At 38.2% G+C, this 17,970-nt stretch carries 13 protein-coding genes and 1 pseudogene; 3 read left to right on the forward strand and 11 right to left on the reverse strand.

The window, feature by feature from the left end:
* The first annotated feature begins 27 nt into the window (after window positions 1–27).
* Together SFC25_RS13775 and SFC25_RS13780 are read left to right on the forward strand one after the other, a co-directional pair.
* On the forward strand, window positions 28–933 hold the full coding sequence (locus SFC25_RS13775; protein WP_411215825.1) for a protein-ADP-ribose hydrolase: 906 nt from the start codon (window positions 28–30) through the stop codon (window positions 931–933).
* 14 nt (window positions 934–947) lie between these two features.
* Window positions 948–1,796 carry a Sir2 family NAD-dependent protein deacetylase gene (locus tag SFC25_RS13780; RefSeq protein ID WP_411215826.1) on the forward strand — a complete coding sequence of 283 codons (849 nt, stop codon included), beginning with the start codon at window positions 948–950 and terminating at the stop codon, window positions 1,794–1,796.
* A 79-nt stretch (window positions 1,797–1,875) separates the two neighbouring features.
* Here SFC25_RS13780 and SFC25_RS13785 read toward each other — a convergent pair.
* Together SFC25_RS13785 and SFC25_RS13790 are read right to left on the reverse strand one after the other, a co-directional pair.
* Window positions 1,876–2,964 (reverse strand): annotated as a pseudogene (locus SFC25_RS13785) (NAD(P)-dependent alcohol dehydrogenase).
* 530 nt (window positions 2,965–3,494) lie between these two features.
* Entirely contained in the window at window positions 3,495–4,082 is a 588-nt protein-coding gene (locus tag SFC25_RS13790; protein WP_411215873.1) for a TetR/AcrR family transcriptional regulator, read from the reverse strand.
* 171 nt (window positions 4,083–4,253) lie between these two features.
* Between SFC25_RS13790 and SFC25_RS13795 the strand changes: the two genes are divergently transcribed.
* Entirely contained in the window at window positions 4,254–5,240 is a 987-nt protein-coding gene (locus tag SFC25_RS13795) for a zinc-binding dehydrogenase (protein WP_411215827.1), read from the forward strand.
* Window positions 5,241–5,459: 219 nt separating this feature from the next.
* Here SFC25_RS13795 and SFC25_RS13800 read toward each other — a convergent pair whose 3' ends face one another.
* From SFC25_RS13800 to SFC25_RS13840, 9 genes are all read right to left on the reverse strand, one after another.
* A complete protein-coding gene (locus tag SFC25_RS13800) occupies window positions 5,460–6,932 on the reverse strand; it encodes a glycoside hydrolase family 1 protein (protein WP_411215828.1) in 1,473 nt (490 codons plus the stop codon).
* Window positions 6,933–6,983: 51 nt separating this feature from the next.
* The gene (locus SFC25_RS13805) at window positions 6,984–8,852 is read right to left on the reverse strand and encodes a beta-glucoside-specific PTS transporter subunit IIABC (RefSeq protein WP_411215829.1); all 1,869 of its coding nucleotides are present in this window, start codon (window positions 8,850–8,852) and stop codon (window positions 6,984–6,986) included.
* Window positions 8,853–8,970: 118 nt separating this feature from the next.
* Window positions 8,971–9,813, reverse strand: a complete 843-nt coding sequence (gene licT / locus SFC25_RS13810; RefSeq protein WP_411215830.1) for a BglG family transcription antiterminator LicT — start codon at window positions 9,811–9,813, stop codon at window positions 8,971–8,973.
* A 1,091-nt stretch (window positions 9,814–10,904) separates the two neighbouring features.
* Complete coding sequence (locus SFC25_RS13815) at window positions 10,905–11,582, reverse strand: DUF554 domain-containing protein (protein ID WP_411215831.1); 678 nt, start codon at window positions 11,580–11,582, stop codon at window positions 10,905–10,907.
* Between the two features lie 58 nt (window positions 11,583–11,640).
* Complete coding sequence (locus SFC25_RS13820; RefSeq protein WP_411215832.1) at window positions 11,641–12,456, reverse strand: MerR family transcriptional regulator; 816 nt, start codon at window positions 12,454–12,456, stop codon at window positions 11,641–11,643.
* Between the two features lie 524 nt (window positions 12,457–12,980).
* Complete coding sequence (locus tag SFC25_RS13825; protein WP_411215833.1) at window positions 12,981–13,583, reverse strand: replication-relaxation family protein; 603 nt, start codon at window positions 13,581–13,583, stop codon at window positions 12,981–12,983.
* Window positions 13,522–14,694, reverse strand: coding sequence for an FtsK/SpoIIIE domain-containing protein (locus SFC25_RS13830; protein WP_411215834.1), 1,173 nt, complete (start codon window positions 14,692–14,694; stop codon window positions 13,522–13,524). Before SFC25_RS13830 ends, SFC25_RS13825 begins: the two co-directional genes overlap by 62 nt.
* A 476-nt stretch (window positions 14,695–15,170) precedes the next feature.
* Window positions 15,171–15,623, reverse strand: a complete 453-nt coding sequence (locus SFC25_RS13835; protein ID WP_411215835.1) for an SHOCT domain-containing protein — start codon at window positions 15,621–15,623, stop codon at window positions 15,171–15,173.
* A gap of 98 nt (window positions 15,624–15,721) precedes the next feature.
* Window positions 15,722–17,962, reverse strand: coding sequence for a tape measure protein (locus tag SFC25_RS13840; RefSeq protein ID WP_411215836.1), 2,241 nt, complete (start codon window positions 17,960–17,962; stop codon window positions 15,722–15,724).
* Window positions 17,963–17,970: the final 8 nt, after the last annotated feature.

Here is a 17,970-nt window from a genome sequence, read left to right on the forward strand (position 1 = left end):
TGCTTTACATATAAGGAGGAAATGAATATGTCTCAATTACGTTTAGAGAATTACAGCTCTTTTATAAATCTAATGAAAGAATACAAACCGTCTACCTTATTTCTAAATCGTAAAGAGGAAATCGTTGATAGACTTTTACTAGATTTAGATCAAGAAAGCGGAGATATGGATTATAAGAAAATACCAAGAGATTATATTACCAAAAGAAATATTCTTCGCGGATCGCTCAATCAGAGGGATACTAAACCATTAGATGAGCATTTCTTAAAAAGATTGGATTCTCTTCTGCAAACAGAACTTGAGGAGAATGGTATTACTGAAATTAATAGCCTAAAATCTGTTTCTGAAGAATTTCCTGAAAATAATCTTGATCAGTCAAATAAGTTAGTTCTTTGGCATGGCGATATAACTCTATTAAATGCTGATGCAATCGTTAATGCTGCTAATAAGCAAATGCTTGGATGTTTCTTACCTCTTCACAAGTGCATAGATAATGCGATACATTCCGCTGCAGGTCCACAACTAAGGGAAGATTGCAATACAATTATGTCACTTCAAGGCGAACCAGAGCAAACAGGGCTAGCAAAAATCACACGAGCCTACAATTTACCCTCTCGCTTTGTTTTGCACACAGTCGGTCCCATTGTACCGAAAGGAACTACACTTACAGAGTTACAAAAAAAACAACTCAAAAATAGTTATATATCATGTTTAGAATTGGCAAATAAAATAGACGTTATTAAATCTATTGCATTCTGTGCTATTTCTACAGGCGTTTTTGGTTTTCCAAAAGACGAAGCAGCATATATAGCAATAAGTACAGTCAACGAATGGTTGTCTAATCACAATAATCATTTCGAAAAGATCGTTTTTAATGTATTTACCGAAGCAGATAAAAATGAATATATTAACGCAATAAAAACCTTGCATTAAGGAGGCAGCAGTAAATGAAAACTAGTTTAAGTTTTCGTCTGGACAAAGCCGCTGAAGCAATAAATGAAGCGGATTATGTTTTACTAGGTGGTGGAGCAGGTCTATCGGCCGCCGCTGGGATTGAGTACAGTGGTGATAGGTTTACAGATAATTTTCAGCCTTTTATAGAAAAATACGGATTAACTGATATGTACACATCAGGATTCTATCCTTTCCCTACTCAGGAAGAGAAATGGGCGTATTGGGCAAAACATATAAGCATGAATCGGTATGCGGTTGGTGCTACCAAACTCTACATGGATCTATTTCAACTCTTGAGAGACAAGAATCATTTCGTTATTACAACAAATGTTGATAGTCAGTTTGTTAAATCGGGATTCTCGAAAGAAAAGGTGTTCGAAGTCCAAGGTAACTATGGGTACTTACAATGTGCGAAGGGCTGCCATGATAGACTTTACAATAATGAAACGTTGGTAAAAGAAATGGTAGAGGAAACCGTTGATTGTATGATACCTTCTGAGTTGGTGCCTTCTTGTCCAGTATGCGGCGGTAAAATGGAAGTCAATGTACGAATAAATCAGTACTTTGTACAAGATGATACATGGCACCGTCTGAATCAATCTCTTACTAAATTTATTAAAAAAATACAGGATAGTAAAGTTGTATACCTAGAGCTCGGTGTAGGGTACAATACTCCTGGTATTATACGTTATCCATTTGAGAAGTGGACTTACAATAATCAAAATGCAAAATTAATCCGTTTTAATAGAGACAATCCTGACGGACCGAAAGAAACGAAGAATCAATCAATTTCATTTATCGAAAATATGCAAGATATAACTTCAACACTACTCAATAAATAAAAAAGAAGAGCTTGCTTTTCAGCAAACTCTTTTTTTATAAAAACATTCAGATCCATCTCAATAGAGTCTGTAACCTTCTTTAACCAATTTTCAGGATTGGTTTCAATGCAACTCCTGCCTTCGAATCAGCAAATGCTTCATTGATTTTATCGAACTCATAGAATTTGATGAGCTTATCAAATGGAAATAAGCCTTTTTTATAGTATTCAATTAATTTTGGAATGAATAGTTTCGGTACTGCGTCACCCTCAATGACACCAATCATTGCTTTTCCCTCTGCCATAATATCATTATGCACATCAATTTCCATTGTAGGTGTTACTCCTACCACGGCACTTACACCCAGTGGGCGAAGTGAGTGCAACGATTGGCGTACTACTGGTGGAACACCAGTAGTATCGATTGCATAATTTGTACCGCCTTTAGTAATGGCTTTGATTTCTTTTACCACATCGACTTTTGTACCGTTGTACACATCGGTTGCTCCTAATTCTTTGGCTAACTCCAACCGGCTGTCATGTACATCGACAGCAATTATACGTTCACAGCCAGCTATTTTAGCAGCCATTATAGCACTTAGACCGACTGCTCCACAACCAAAGATGGCGATGGTTGAACCAAATTCTGGTTTCAATTTATTAAAAACGGTACCGCTGCCTGTTTGAATACCGCAACCAAGCGGTCCAAGTAGTGCCAAGTCAACGTCTTTATCTACTTTAACAACATTACGCTCATTAACGATGGCATATGTACTAAAGGAAGATTGACCGAAGAATGTAGAAACCTCATGATCATGCTGATGTAATCTATGCGTATGATCCTCCATTTTTCCGTCAAAATTCAATTCGTTAAATCGAACACAAGCAGCTGGATGGGCTGAAAGACAATTTGCACATTCTCCACAGGATGCAAATGATAAAACTACATGATCTCATGCTTCGATAGTGTTCACACCCTTGCCTACTTTTTCAATTATACCGGACCCCTCATGTCCCAATACTACTGGAAAAGGAGACAATCCTGCATCTCTTGCCACTGCATCTGTATGACATACACCTGTAGCTATAATTTTGATTAATACTTCATTTGCTTTTGGTTCCTGCAAATTCACCTCTTCAATTTTAAAATCTTCTCCCTGTCCGTGTGTAACTGCAGCTGTGATTTTCATAAAAAAGCCCCCTAAACTTTCAAATATTGAAACACCTAAAGTAATATATGATAAAAAAGCATTATAACCTGTAACAGAATTAATTACAATATTGATATATTTTTTCAGATTATGGTAGCATCTCCTATCTTACCGGGTATACACCTGGGCAATTCAATCTATCTATATTTGTACAACGCGTAGAATGTGGATGGTAGTCAATAATTCTCCAATAATTTACCGCCAGATAAAACAAGCGCAACAGTCTTTCCTCCGAATTTCTCTCTATTAAAAAAACTGCAGCACAGCTAGCTAATTTAGTACTTCTATTTGCTCAGCAATAAAGCTAACTGGTCTGGCAAGAGATTCTTCTAATACAGCATAAAGTCATCGACGTATTTTGGGCTCTCATTGTTGAGCTTCCCCCGTCACTATTAAGAGCGTAGCAAATTGGTTTGTCTTAAATAGATTTTTACTTTTTCCAGACCTTCTTTGTCCGCTTTCCTAGAGAAGCCTTTTAGATTAGTCACTCTCTCCTACTAAATGGTCTTCTACATAAAAATAGATTTAGTTTGAATTTCTGCATAGTTACTCGCAATCTCTTCATATGAATATCCGGATTCGTGCAAATGGAACATTAATTCAGGTGTTATATTGGTAGCTAATATAGTGGAGGTTAAGTTAATATCTTTTATACTTGCTTCCTGCTTATCAACGGCTTCTTTTAGAATACCTTTTATAATTTCTTTAACAGATGTGTAAAAACAAGAGTTATACATTGCCCTACTAGATTCTTCAAGGTTCCCGGAAATAGTCAATATCCTCATCCAATCTAAGGATTCCCCTATCATAAGGTTTGTTTTTATTAGTACATGCTTTAATCTTTTATTAGTATTTAGCTCCCTTATTTCTGCTAAGTCCTCCTTTAGATTTTTTATGAATTCATTATATTGTTTCTCCATTAATGCCATGCATAATGCGCTTTTATTGGAATAACGGCGATACAATGTTCCTTGTCCTACTTCAGCAGTTTTAGCAATCCGGTGCATACTTACGTTCTCAATACCAAACTCATTAAAAAGTGCTCGAGCAACAGTTAATATTCGTTCATTCACTTGATCCTCGTCTTTCTTTATCATCACTATTCTTTTATCCTTTCGCTATTTATTTTCGTCCATTACTTTATCATAAAAAGCAACTTTCACGGTCTATTATACATATATTTGACAGAACGGACAATTGTCCGATATTATAAGGACAATTGTCCGTTCTAATTGGATAATCTAAATAAGGAAAGTGGGGATATTACTATGAAAGCACTTGTATTGGAAAAACCAGGTAGCATTGATGGTCTGAAAATCGTATATGATCGGGCAATACCAGAACCTAAGGAAGACGAAATTCGTGTGAAAGTTCACGCTGCTGCATTAAATCCTTCAGATTATCAAGTAGCTTCTCATCCAGATTTACCGTCTGATGAAAAACGAGTTTTAGGTCTAGATATATCAGGAGTAGTAGATGCAGTTGGTAGCAAAGTTTTAGATTTCAAAGTTGGAGACCGAGTGTATTATATTCGTAGTATTACAAATACAAATGGTGGTTTTGCAGAATATGCTTGTACACCAGCTCATACTGTAAGTAAACTTCCTTCTTCCATACCTTTTACAACTGCAGCCGCTGTGCCCGGAGCTGGATTTACAGCGTATCAAGCTATCATAGACAAACTAAGGCCTCAAAAAGGAAAAACTATACTTATACATGGAGGAGCTGGTGGTGTAGGAAGTTATGCTATTCAGCTAGCAAAAATGAGTGGCTTAACAGTTTTAACTACATGTTTAGGTAAGGATTTTGAATATGTAAAGAGTCTTGGCGCAGATAAAGCTATTGATTTTCAGAATGAAGATGCTCACAAAAGAGTACTGGAATTAACGAATAATAGAGGAGTTGACTATGTCCTAAATACTGTAGGTTCAGAGATTGCAACAAAGGACATTGACATACTTGCTTTTGGAGGAGAACTGGTAGTAACTGCAGGATTCCCTGATTTTAATCGTCTTCGTTTCTATGAAAAAGGACTTTCCTTGCACGAAATAGCATTTGGTGCTGTCTTTACTGAAGGAGATTACTACGCGCAAGAAAATATTTCAAAGATAGGTTACAAATTTGCTCAATTAATCGCTGACAGCAAAATTTCTTCACCAAAAATTACGATTATAAAATTAGAAGATATTCCTGAATATCTATATAAATTGAGGGATGGGCAAATATCGGGAAAAGTCATTGCTCATATAAAATAATTAATATTTTTTCAACTTAGATTATACCATTAATATGGAATCACTGGTTTTGAGCTCTGTCATATTAAATCAACCCTAGCGAAATAACCGCTAGGGTTGATTTGTATACCTAATGGGGTCTTCTCTAACTACAAGCCAATGGAGAACTGATGATGAAACACATTTTTAACGATAGACCGCTATGTTAATTAATATTTTTTATAATTACGATTAGTGTATTTAGTCTAAACTTTCTCCGTTGCTAGCAATAACTTTTTTATACCAATGGAAGGATTTCTTCTTGATTCGGCGCTTAGTACCTCTTCCCATATCATCTTGATCTACGTAGATATAACCGTATCGTTTACTCATTTGATTAGTAGATGCACTTATCATATCAATACAGCCCCAGCTAGTATAACCAAAGACATCTACACCATCTTTGATAGCTTCTTTAATTTGCTCTATATGGTCTCTTAAATAAGATATTCTATAATCATCTTGAATGATATCTCCTTCTTCCAACTTATCAACAGCACCTAACCCATTTTCAGCTATAAATAATGGTTTTTGATAGCGATCATACAGTTGATTTAGAGCCGTACGCAAGCCCTTAGGATCTATTTGCCAACCCCAATCACTTGTAGGTAAATAAGGATTTTTAATTCCTCCTGTAAGAAGGTTCCCTACTGCTCCCTCCAGCTTTTCGGGATATGCACTTATGGCACTAGACATATAATAGCTAAATGAAACAAAATCTACCGGGTATTCTCTGAGTATATGTTCATCTTCAGGCTGAGTTTCTAACACTACATTTTTTTCCTCAAACATACGCGCTGTATAAGCTGGATAGTATCCCCTTGCTTGTACATCACTAAAAAACAAAGAAGTACGTTGATTATCTACTGTAGCTTGGATATCATCTGGATTACAGCTGTATGGAACAAGAAGCTGGTAACTAATCATACAGCCTACCTTGGCGTCTGGGTTCCATACTTTGCATTCCTTTGTAGCAAGTGCGCTTGCAACAAATTGATGATGGGCCCCTTGATACTTTGCTTGTTCAATATGGGGATGTCCTTCTTCAATCACCCCTAAACTAACATAAGGATGATGTTTAACACAGTTTATCTCGTTGAAAGTCATCCAGTAATTAACCTTATCTTTGTAACGTTCAAAAACAGTAGTAGCGAACCGTACATAAAAGTCTATTACTTTTCTATTAACCCATCCGCCATATTTTTTACATAAGTGAAGTGGCATTTCATAATGGGATAGTGAAACAATAGGTTCAATACCATGCTTATTTAGCTCATCGAATACGCGATCATAAAACGCCAATCCTTCTTCATTGGGTTCTACTTCATCTCCATTTGGGAATATGCGAGTCCATGCAAGAGACATTCGATAGCACTTAAAGCCCATTTCTGCAAATAAAGAAATATCTTCCTTGTAATGATGGTAAAAATCAATACCATTTCTTTTAGGATAGTACCTACTAATGGTAGGATCCATAGCTTCTTCCACTTGTTTATGAGTCATCATATGCCATTGGTCAGTCCAATGTTCTTTTGGGATGTTTTCATCAAATACATAAACATCTGATAGTGAAAGTCCCTTTCCACCTACATCACTTGCCCCTTCAAGTTGATTTGCTGCTGTTGCTCCTCCCCATAAAAAGTCTTTTGGAAAAGTAGTTTGTAATTTAAACATATTAGTAACCTCCATTTTTTTAATAACTTCACAGAATTTTTTAACTTGAAATTAGACAATTAGTGATATTAATTCTTGTTTTTGTACTACCTGTTTTTGATCAGTAGGAAAGACATCTAAGAATTTATCTGAATTGGTTACCACTATTGGTGTCGTTATGTCATAGCCAAGATCTTTCAATTTTTGTATATCGAATTCAGCAATTAAATCGCCTTTTCGGACCTTTGCTCCCTCCTTCACATGACATACAAAGCCTTCTCCGTTTAATTGAACTGTATCTAGCCCAATGTGTACCAATAACTCTGCACCAGCCTCTGATGTGAACCCGTATGCATGTTTTGTTGCAAAAACTAGAGTGACATTCCCGTCTATTGGGGATACTAACTTTCCTTCTTCAGGAACAATGGCTATGCCTTTACCCATGGCACCTCCTGCAAAAACAGGGTCGTTAGTTTCTGACAAAGCTATAGCTTTCCCTAACAATGGACTGCAGATTTTTTCATGTGTAACTAATGACTTTTCAGCCGCAATCTCTTTTCTTGAGGAGGAGTGTCTGTTTTCATTCTTTTCTTCATTCTCCTCTTTAAATCCAATTAGAATAGTTAAAATGCATGCAGAAATTAAAGCGAAGAAATACGCAATAATGTAGCCTATCATGCCATGCGCAACGACTGGAATAGTTAAGATACTTTTTTGTACTTGTGCTATGGCAGCAGAACCAAAACCACCAACAATACCACCTCCAATAGCACCTACAGTACAAGCAATTATAAATGGTGTTTTTAACTTTAATGTAACACCATAAACAGCGGGCTCTGTAATACCCATTAATCCCGAAAGAAAGGCAGATAAAGATAAACTTTTCATTTTTTTATTTTTGGTCTTAAAGAATACTCCGAGAGCTGCACCAGATTGAGCAGCAACGGATGGACCATTCATGGCTGTAATTGGATCTCGTCCATATATAGAAATATTATTAAGCATAATCGGAACAAATCCCCAATGCAGGCCAAAGATAACTAGTATCTGCCATAGTGCGCCAATAATAACCCCTGTAATAATCGGACTTAGATTATAAACAAACAGAGAGGCAGAAGCTATGATAGAACTTGAATATGTTGCTAAAGGTCCGATTATAATCAATGTTAATGGCAACATAATGAGCAGAACAAAGAATGGTGACAATAAGTTTCTGATACTTTCATGAAGTCTCTTCATGAAAAATCCTTCAATGTACTTTAATACCCATACTGCTAGGATAATTGGTATGACAGTACTACTATACTTTGCTAAAACAACAGGAATACCCAAGAAAGTAAGAGACTCACTTGCGTTTAGTGCATTTACTAAATCTGGATAAATTAATCCACCCGCCAAAGCTACTGCAATAAACTGGTTTGTTTTAAATTTCCTGGATGCCGTAATAGCAAGTATCAACGGCATGAAGTAATAGAAACTATCACCTGCTGCAGCTATAATTCTATAAGTCCCACCTTCTGTATCAAGGACTTCGTAATTACCTAAAACAAAATTCAGACCTTTAATTAATCCTGAAGCTGCCAATAAGCCTAAAATAGGGCTGAATATACCAGAAATCAAATCAATAAATTTCGAGAACAAATTTCCTTTAGATGCTCCATTATCATTATTGTTCTCTGATGTACTTGAGGATTCTATTCCAGTCTGTTCTATTATCGCATCGTGTACACGAGCTACGTTATTTCCAATGACAACTTGGAACATTCCTCCGCCCTTTGTGACTGTAATAACACCATCTAAATTTTCAATTGCGCTCTTGTTTGCTCTTTCATCATTTTTTAAAGTGAAACGCAAACGAGTTGCGCAGTGATATAAGTCAGCTATATTTTCTTTTCCACCAATATTCTCTACAATATCTTTACCAAGATTTTGAAATTCCATTTAAAACACCCCCTAATAATAAAAAAGACTCGGCTATAACTGATATAATTGTCCATGACAACCTTTCAGTTATATCCAAGTCTAGCCTCCCGAAGAGTAACAAGTTTGAATGCAATATTTAATTATCTTTTCTTTCCATTAACCGCTGAATATGAATAGTCAGGTAAGTTGCTTCCGTATCAGATATCTCGTAAGCATACTGTGTGATGATATGTTGCTTTATATTTTGCGTTATTTCAAATGCCTTAGAATATCTCTTCCTTACCATATCGAATAGAACTGGATCATCAACACTTTCATTCATTTCATTGGAAAAGATTCTATTAGCAAAGAATTTTAAATGCGTAATAAATCGAAATACATTCAAGGATTCTTGATTGATTGGTGTTCTAAGACGGTAAGTTACAATATTAAGAATCTCTTTTGTGAAATCAGTTATTTTTGTAACCGTATTCATATGTCCGCCTAACTGAGCGTTTACGAAATGAAAAGCTATGAAGCCCGCTTCATCTTCTCCAAGCCCAACTTTAAATCTCTTATTAATCATTTCCACAGCCTTTACTGCGACAGAATATTCTTCTTTATACAGCTTTTTTATTTCCCAAAGTAACCCATTCTTAACGTTAAGTCCTTCTCTAATTCTCTTAATTGCCAAGTTAATATGATCCGGCAGTGATATATATATACTTTCATTTAAATCTTTTTTCAGGTCTTTCCTAGCTAAGCTAATTATGTCATCAGCTACATTTATTTCTTCCATAGATACTTCTTGCAATAACTTTTTGAATTTCGAATACAATCCTTTATCCTCTACGTAGAATTTTTTCTCTATTCTCTTGGAGTCGACTTCATCGCCTTTCTTTTTGTTAAATGCTAACCCCTTGCCAATAAGAATTATTTCATCTCCTTGGGAATCTATACTTATGGCAATGTTATTGTTAATAACCTGATGTATCACCATATATTACATCCCCTTTCTTCTAAAAACTAAAAAGGCAAAACTCCAACAAAACATAAAATGAATAACATTTCATGTTTAGTTGAAGTCTTGCCTGATTACCAGTAACAATCTTCAAAAAGATATTTATTTTATACTTATAATACATTAAAGCCCCAAAAATGTAAACCCTTTCTTAAGAATAATAACAAGCGGTCCTAGACGGTTTGAAATTGATTTTTCAGTCAAGCACTGTAATTATCGAAAGTATCAACTGAATTTTATAAACGAAGTATAACTCCAAGTATTAGTGCTTATTTATGTATTAGACAGCAACTATTTATTTTAAGAGCTGTTGGAGCAATGGTATTAGTGTTTAACTAAGAATTATTCTAGCTACAATACAAGTTATAAAGGCTATGTATTAATTCGGTAATATGAGCAACAGAAATTTTCAAATTCGGCAATACAAGTGTCTTAGAATAGCTGAGGATATTCCAACAGCTGTTGCAGAAGTGCGGCCACATAAAAATAAAAAAGTACCCGTTGCACGAGTGGTTACTAGAGAACCTATCGAAGTTTCTTGCTTTGTTAATATGACATTCTTTAATATAAATTCACTCAGAGAACAAATTATTTAAATGAAGAGTTCTCTAATCCAATCGATGAAGATATTAAGTATCTCGATTATCTTCCCACTCAATATGTATCAGCTTGCAAAGAATCTAGGAATTGAGGGATTCGCTACAGTAGCTCACTAGAAAAAGGATTTAATATCCGTATTTTTGCTAAGGATAAAGTGGATTTAGTGATAGCGGCTTAGCTAAAGTCTCATCTGTTAATTTATCGATTAAGAAGCCTGAACTTTTTGATATATAAAATTATACAACTTCGATTCTTACAACCTTAAAAAGAAGGCAGATTAGCAACAGCTTCTCCGCCCATTAACTATCTATACTCTCTAAATTAGAAACGCTAAATTTAATTTCAAGATAAATTATATTCAAATCTTTTACCGCTATACATATTCTTAACTAGATACTGATTATATATAATTCTTCACCAAGAATAATTGTCTTTAAAACATTAATTCATACCTACAATTTAAATTATAGTTACAGCAAATGAATAACTAAAAATACGATAGGAGGAACTATTAACGATGGTAGAAGATTTATTGTATTGAACTTCTTAATTCCTAATATCCCAAAACCAGCTGCCATTATTAGTATACCTCCTACAATAGTAACCTCATTTAGAAGATCATTATTTATAGAATTCTCCAGCAAAATCGCAATTAAAAATATTGAACTTTGCCAAAAAAATAATACTACTCCAGCAACTGCTATTCCAATGCCAAATGTGGATGCTAATACAATTGAAGTAATTCCATCTAAGATACCATTCGCATAGAGATACGTATGATCCCCCTTTAGTGCAGCTTCTACAGGACCTAATATAGATAAAGATCCAATACAGAATAATAAGATGGCCGTTGATAATCCCTCAGCTAAATTACCTTTTGAATATCTATTCACTAAAGAGTTGAATTTAGATTCCAAATTAAGTCTTTGGCCAAGCAATCCTCCGGCAGCTAAACTTACAATAAAAAGCACCGGATATTTGCTCAATGGTAAATGTTGAACCACTGCATTTATCCCTAATGAAATAGCGACTAATCCCATAGATTGCATTAAGATGTTGTGATATTGTTCTTTGATTCCTTTTTTTAAAAAACTCCCCACAATGCTCCCAATAATTATCATCATTGTATTAAATATTATTCCTAACATAATCAACCTCCTTAGACAGTTCTTAATCAAAAATATAGACCCTCCAGTAAGGGGAGGGTCAATACTTTATTGGTATTTGGATTTCTGTCAGGTGGTCTTCTTCTTTTTCAGAGATATAATGGTTAATTATTGTTCTTTCAATTGAGTCTCCATTTACTTGAAGGCCATTATTTTGAATGTAATCAAGTGCGGCTTTGTAATAAAGGGGTGAATCGCTGTGACTTCCATTATAAGATACACATACATATTCACCTTCAGAAAGAGTGGTTCCAAAAGTACTTTGATTCTCTTCTTCATATAAGATAAATATTGAGTTATATTCGTCGAACTTTCTATCCTTAAGATTCTCTATGCTAACCGTAAGTCCTACGCCGCCAATAAAAATGGAAGAAGTCATTTGAGACAAGTTCTCTAACTGCTTCAAAGAAATTTCCAGCTCAGGCTCAGAAGTGATCTTATACATTAGCCTTACTATCTTTCTTTCTTTCACAAACCTTATTTTTGGGACTCCTAAGTCCTCCAATTGTCGTGCTGAGTTGATGTCCTCAATCCTATTCTGAAACCTGAGTTTTATTTGTTCTAATTCGTTAATTTTTATTTCTGTTAATTGTTTTTGTTTCTCTAACAAGTTTAGAAAACCATCTATATCTCTATGTTCTAAATGTCTCATAATTTGCTTTAAAGAAAAACCTAACTCTTTTAGATAGTGTATAGTGTTAAGTTGTTCAAATTGTTCCGTTGAATAATACCTATATCCGTTATTTGGGTCAACTTCAACAGGCTTCAGTAATCCAATCTCATCATAGTACCTTAATGTTTTTATCGTTGTATTATGGAGCTTTGCCATTTCACCTATAGATAATTTATTCTTCATTTCTATCTTCCCTTTAAAATCCGCATTTTCTCAAAAATACTTCATTTCCTTTCTCTTGTTAAACTTATCCCCACATAAACAAAAGTTTATTTATTACATATTCATTTGTCTGCCCTCCCTAAGACACAGTACTTGCTCCTGTCATCTCATACAGCATCAAGTACTGTCTCTTAGCCCATAAACGAATATTCGCAAATGAGACTGTTCTCTAATATTATGTTAGCAAGATGTTAGCATTTGCCTCTCCACCGCCCTTAGATCATCTTGTATCAGAAAAACCAAAAAGCCTGAAACCCTTATATACCAAGGGTTCCAAGCTTTTTTAGTTAGTGATTCCGACTGGACTTGAACCAGCGACCCCTACCCTGTCAAGTATTCGGTCTATCCTCCGATACCCTAAACGGAAAGTCAGTCGTCAATTCATGCGGAAAAACAACGCAGTATGTAATTTTCGCTCGCTCCGATAGGACAAGTATACGATATAGCACCGCAACCCCGCAAGCATGATTCAGCAATACCCAACATTAATCCGCCACTGATATAAGTATGAGCGCTTTCTCTTCTTCGGCCATCTTTCGGAGCTTCTTCGCCCGTGTCTCCGATATAGTCACGTAGTGAACTGCCGGAGGTTCCTTCGATCCCTGTCGGTGTAAATGCTGCAGAAGGGCGTATGCTTTCAGCTTCTCGCGATTGACCGTCATTCTCTGCGTTCGATCTATCTCGACGAAGTGATGCCGAATATTATCCGTATACATAGCATCGGGTACTATCCGATATCTTGCGAACTTTATCGGTTGCTCTACCTGCCAGCTTGCCGGTCGCCCCAGGTCTAGCCACGCCTGCCCCCGAAGTAAGATATGATGTACGTACGGCTCCCTCGAGTGCTTCAAATCGTCTATTCCGATCATGCCCGCCCCTTTCTTCGTGAGCGTATAGACTTTCTTTTCTCGCCGAAATGATCGTATGAGATTATCGGATTCTAGTCGGCCGAGTATCCGGTTTGCATTGCGTTCCCCGCCGAGATTAAGCGCATCTTGCATCATTGGTCGCGTAGCATATTCGAACCTAGCCAAACGTAATAATATCTCCTCCGTCCGCTTGCGGAATCTCTCTGACTGGACGTTCATATTCGATAACCCCTTTCGGCAGCTTCAATCGCTGGATCATTTCATCATCGGATATATACGGCGCCTGCGCTTCGATCCGTTCGTGTGTCCGATAAATCATGCGCCCTGGCTGCGTCAGCTTCTCCGCGCCCTGCTCGTCGATAGCAACCCGCGAAGCTATTTCGGTCGGCAATCGGAAGGATATCTTAGCATCGCTATTCTGCTTTATTTGCCGAGGAAGTACGTCGGCTGTCGGGTATTGAGTGGCGTAAATAAGCCGGTATCCGAGCGCTCCTGCTACCCGCGTGACCTCCGATAAGATATCGATGCACGATTGCTTCAGTGCCTTTATTTCGGATCCATCGCTCTTATCCGGTGCTAGCTGCGCAGCTTCATCGACGATAATAAACTTCCGTTCCTTAACGGTTGTCTCCACGATATTCGTATAACCTAGTCGTCGGAATCGCTTTAAATCCGCTTCGAATTGGCCCTGCAATGCGGTCAGAAGGTAATAAGCCTCGAAGACGTCTGACGCCACGGATTCGCAGTTATTCAATGGCGATAACTTGCCGAACTCGAGCCCGCCCTTCATGTCGATAAGATATAGCCGGGCGCTGTCTCCATACTGTTCGGTGAGGTAAGTTATAACGGACTTTAGGAATACCGTTTTACCCTGACGAGTTGCCCCGGCGACCGTCATATGCGGTGTCTTATCGAAGTCATGCGTTACAGCGCCGTCGAGCGACATACCGATCGGTACTGAATAGCCTTCGCATGGCTGCGCCATATCGGAATATGTTACCTTATTCGGAATCGTCTCCCGATAAAAGCGTATTACTAGCTGTCCTTCTGATCGGGTTACTAGCGTAGTCTCTGCGAAAGCCTGCTCGATACTACTGGCGAGCTTTTCCGTTACCGTCAGTCCTAACGGAATTGTATAACGATACTCTTCGAATCGATCCGTCTTTTCTTTGCCGCGATATGCCGGCAGGAATATGGACTTGCCTACATGCCTTACGAAGTTGTTCCGCCGAAATATAACGTTCAGCTTACGGCGACGAGCCATCGGCAGATAATGCGCTGCTTGTATGACCGAGGTCGCCAGCATTGCTGCGCCGATCTCTGCGATCATCGTACATGCTCCTTTCGTATAGTCTCCGGATTATTCGGATGTGTCTTCCGAAGGAGAATACACGAACAGTATATTCAGTTTCGCGTCATTGTTTCGTTATTTCGTCATTTCGTTACTGCTGTTTCTTCGTTACACTTATCTATAAGTACCCCTTTACTTTCCACTTCTCTTTCCCCCTCTTCGGCGCAGCGTTGGAAACAAAAAAGAGACCCGCATTATCGCGGGTCTCTTTTTTCGATTTTTATTGTAACTTTGTAACGCATTATTAAATGCCAAATAGCAGATGATACTACGTTAGTCACAATCGCAAGTAGAACTGCCGACATATTAACCTCCAGTCAGTCCTCTATACGTAAGCATCTCTTCTTCTGTATGGTGATCTGAGAAGATACTGTTATTCTAATAATATTGTAACATTCTGTCAGAAACTTATCAATAAACAAAAAAAGAGGCGAAGCAGCCGTAGCCACCTCGCCTTATATTCCGATAATTTCTTTTTTCTTAACGGTAAACTCTTCCTCGGTAATTACTCCGGAGTCCCTTAGCGCGACCCATTTCGCTAACTCATCTGCATCACTAGTCGCTGCTACAGCTACTTTAGATTCGCTCGGCGCGTTCATATATTCTTGAATAACCCGTTTACATTCCAGAAAATCCTTATAATACTTCTTCGAAATCATAAGCGAGTTTTCGTTTTTTGCCGCATCTATAGCTTTCCGTCCGCCAGCTTCAGTTCCTCCACTAAAAAGAATGGAAATATGCCCGGCTATAAGTCGCCCTGGCTCTTTTAATTCAATGCCACTTATAGACTTAATTTGGATATCTTTTTGTTTACCCCCGTGATATGTGCCCTTCTTATGCTGAATTGTAACCGTCGTCGGAGTAATCGTTATGCTGCCTGTTCCACACTCGAAATAATGATCTGACATCGCGTATCTCCTCCATTTTCTTTTAATATAAATATATCTTATTTTTAAATTACATAATATACGAATATGTAATAGGAAGGGTTTCCCCTTCCATAAAATTAATATCTATCTATCTTTCTTCGATCCCAGGCATTATTTTGATTCACATATGTTCTTATACCTTCTCTTGCCATTGCAGAACGGTATTCTCTATCCATTTTCTTCATAACATAAGCTGACATTTTATCCATCTCTTCTCTTGTGGCCGGACCATGATATTCGATAGGAACTGTAATATTGACTGATCCGCCCCCAACGATAGTCTGCCCATTTACTGCCGCAGCCCTCGACCTAGCAAGACTCATACTGCCCTCGTACCCATTAACATTCGGCATACCTAGTGCAGCCGCAGATGTAATTCTAGAAGCCATGTTTTTAGCTGTTTTAATAGCTGTTCCAGTGGCATCCACCATACCGTCTGCAATACCTAACGGTAGCCATTTACCAACGTCTTTGTTCATAACGCGAGATGGCGAGTTGATATCGAAGAATCCAGTAAACCCATCTTTAATACTTTTTCCGATACCTTTAACCGCATCCCAAACGGCTCCACCCATACTGGAAATACCGCTGATAAGTCCATTAATAATGTCTTTACCGATTTGTAACAAGTCAATCCCTTCAAAGGTTGAAACGATGTTACCCATGATGTCCTCTACGATGCCCATTACTGCATTAAATGCTGCGTCCCAATCGCCCTGGAATACTGCAGCGAATGTTTGGACTAATCCAGAAATAACATCTATTACAGAGGTAATTATCGTCTTAATAAGCGCGAATGAAACTTGTACTAAACCGGATACAATCGGCATAACAGCTTGGAATAATCCGCTTATAAACTGTAGGCCGCCTCTAATGATGTTCATTACTAGCTGCATAACCGACTGGATTGTCGTCGAAATGTATTGGAACGCAGCACTTACAACCGCCATTATCGTCGACCCGTTTGTTTCCCAGAACGCTTGTATTTTCGATAGAACTGCCTGGATGACTGATGCAGCAGCGTTAATGTAAGTCGTGATATACCCTTTAATGGAATTGTATATTGTCATTACATGAGACATAATAGCCGCACCGTGAGTCGCCCACAATTGTTGTGCATACGTTAGAATTTGTTGAATATACGTATTAACGAAAGATAGAACGGTCTGTACGGCTGTACTTATTGCATTTAGAGCTGTCGTCCAAATCGTTTGTATCGATGCCCATGCCGCGTTCACGAAGTCCCTGAACCAACCAACTTTGTTGTATGCAACTACTAAAGCTATTCCTATGCCGGCTATTGCCGCTACCCATAGACCGATGGTTAGAAGGCCGGCCATTAGTGCCGCAGATGTTGTCCCTAAAATAGCAGCAAATGCTCCGAACCCTGCGACAATCCCCGGAAGGAACGATAACAGAATTAAGAATCCGGATCCCAACAATCCAATCAATGGAGCCGCAATTAATGTCACTGAAATAAGCGTCTGGATTCCGCTAGGTAACGAGCTAAACCATTCACCTAATGTCTGCATCTTCTGCGACATAGCCGCAAAAGCATCCGATAAAGGTTGGAATATCGGAGTTGCAATCGCAGATGCGAATATTTGAAAGTTTTCCTTCAAGTTCTGAAGCCTTCCGCTGAATGTATCAGCTTGGGCAGCCGCTTGACCCCCGAAGGTTTCATCGAACCCTTTTTGTAGGGCCGGTAGCGCATCATCGGCTAAAAGCTTGCCCTCTTCGGCCATCTTCATTAATTGCCCCGGAGTCTTGTCCATCTGATCACCGAGAAGTTTCCACGCTGGAATACCTCGCTCGGCAAGCTGGTTCATTTCTTCCGCCGATATTTTCCCTTTCGCCTGTATCTGACCTAATGCCGTTACTACCCCGTCAAGTTCCGCCGTTCCTCCGCCAGTGGCTGCCACAGCATCTGCAACTGATTTCACGAACCCTGTTGCCTCGTCTGCTTCCATTCCCATCGCTGCTAGTCGTCGAGTACCGTCGAGCATGGACGGAAAATCGAACGGTGTTTTTGTTGCAAAAGATTGTAGGTCTGACATGATTGACTTCGTTTCTTCTGCCGAATCAGTGAATACGCCTAGTCCGATCTCCGCCTTTTCCATATCGGCAAGATAGTTCGCTCCAATACCGATTGTCGCACCAACTGCAGCCGTAAATGCAGCACTTGCCGCTGCTCCTGCCTGCCCTATTGCGCCAATATGACTGGATATACTTTCGATTTTATTTGAAAAGTTGACCATAGTTGTCGTGAAATCATCGATGGCTCTTATTCTAAAACTAATACCTTCTTGTGCTGCCATGACTATCA

Source organism: Terribacillus saccharophilus (assembly GCF_046592595.1).
Classification (GTDB): domain Bacteria; phylum Bacillota; class Bacilli; order Bacillales; family Amphibacillaceae; genus Terribacillus; species Terribacillus saccharophilus_C.